This is a genomic window from Sphingobium scionense, assembly GCF_014197035.1.
In the GTDB taxonomy this organism is placed as follows: Bacteria; Pseudomonadota; Alphaproteobacteria; order Sphingomonadales; family Sphingomonadaceae; genus Sphingobium; species Sphingobium scionense.
Genome location: NZ_JACIEU010000088.1, coordinates 1 through 1,646, shown reverse-complemented (window position 1 = coordinate 1,646; position 1,646 = coordinate 1). Strand labels below are relative to the sequence as shown.

The following is a 1,646-nucleotide window of genomic DNA, read 5'->3' as shown; positions in this document are numbered from 1 at the left end:
CCAAAGCACGAACCCGCTCCGCGGGAGGGTCGCTTGGGGTGACGTAGCGTAGTATTTGTGAGGCTTTCGGCGGGGCGGCGTCGCCCGCCGACGGTGGAGTTCCTTCAACGGAGAGGAACTTACCATGGATACTATCACGACCGCTGCCCCGACCCATTCGCTGCGTGAGCGTATGTTGCAGGACATGACGATGCGTGGCTTCGGGGCGCACACGCAGAAGGACTATATCCGGCATGTCCGAAGCTTCGCCGCGTTCCTGGGCCGTCCGCCGGATACGGCCACAATGGAAGACCTGCGGCGTTATCAGGTCGACCAGCACGAGCGCGCCGTGGGGCTGGCCACGATCAATGGAGCCGTGTCGGCACTGCGGTTCCTGTTCGGGATCACCCTGAAGCGCCCGGAGATGGCGCTGGGGCTCGTCGTTGTTCGCTACATGCCCAAGCTGCGTGTGATCTTGAGCATCGAGGAGACAGCGCGGCTGCTCGAGGCTGCGCCAGGCATCAAGTACAAGGCGGCCCTCAGTGTGGCATATGGCGCCGGCCTGCGGGTTTCGGAGGTTGCCCACCTCAAGGTCGATGACATCGACAGCACCCGGATGATGATCCGCGTCGAGCAGGGCAAGGGACGCAAGGACCGCAACGCCATGCTCTCACCGCACCTGCTGGACTTGCTCCGTCAATGGTGGCGCGAAGGCAAGCGGCGCGGAGTGATGCTACCTCATGGCTGGTTGTTCCCCGGCCGCAGCGGCACGGATCCGGTCTCGGCTCGCCAGTTGCACCGCGTCGTGCAGGAAGCGGCCGAGCGCGCCGAGATCCACAAGCGGGTAAGCCCGCATACACTGCGCCACTCGTTTGCCACTCACCTGCTCGAGCAAGGCGTCGATATCCGGGTCATCCAGGTGCTGCTGGGACACGTGAACATCAACACGACCGGCATCTATACCCAGGTCTCGAGCAAGACGATGCGGGCGGTGGCCAGCCCGCTCGACCAGATCATGGCCGTGATGGAAGGCAGGGCACCTCCCGGTTGAGCCGGTGCGCACCTCACTCGAGGTCGCCGATATCTTCCGGAGCAGCGGGCCGGCCTATCGCGCGGCCCATGCCGGGCATCTCAGCCTCGGCCAGCTCAAGGTCATGGCGGCCATCGAGAACTGCCGCACCGCCGCGCTGGGCGGTCACGTCGAGGCCTGCGAAGACTGCGGGCACTGGCGGGTCGCCTACAACTCGTGTCGCAACCGACACTGCCCCAAGTGCCAAGGCGCCGCCGCGCGCACCTGGCTGGCCGCGCGCGAGGCCGACCTGTTGCCGGTTGGCTACTTCCACGTCGTGTTCACCCTGCCTAACGAGGTCGCAGACATCGCCTTCCAGAACAAGGCGGTGGTCTATGACCTGCTGTTCCGCACAACCGCGGACACGATGCTGATCATCGCCGCCGATCCCAAGCACCTTGGCGCGCGGATCGGCATCACCGCCGTGCTGCACACATGGGGATCGGCACTGACCCACCATCCGCACGTGCACATGATCGTGCCTGGCGGTGGCATCGCGCTCGACGGCACGCGCTGGATGTCGTCGCGCCCCGCATTCCTGCTGCCGGTGCGCGTGCTGGGCGCCTTGTTCCGCCGTCTGTTCCTCACTCGCCTGTTG

At 65.7% G+C, this 1,646-nt stretch carries 2 protein-coding genes; both read left to right on the top strand.

Features of this window, described 5'->3' with window-relative positions; all coding sequences use genetic code 11:
* Positions 1 to 124 precede the first annotated feature (124 nt).
* The gene (locus GGQ90_RS28850) at positions 125 to 1,030 is read left to right on the top strand and encodes a tyrosine-type recombinase/integrase (protein WP_026109561.1); all 906 of its coding nucleotides are present in this window, start codon (positions 125 to 127) and stop codon (positions 1,028 to 1,030) included.
* Positions 1,031 to 1,034: 4 nt separating this feature from the next.
* A partial coding sequence (locus tag GGQ90_RS28845; RefSeq protein WP_188084650.1) for an IS91 family transposase occupies positions 1,035 to 1,646 on the top strand: 612 nt, incomplete at its 3' end.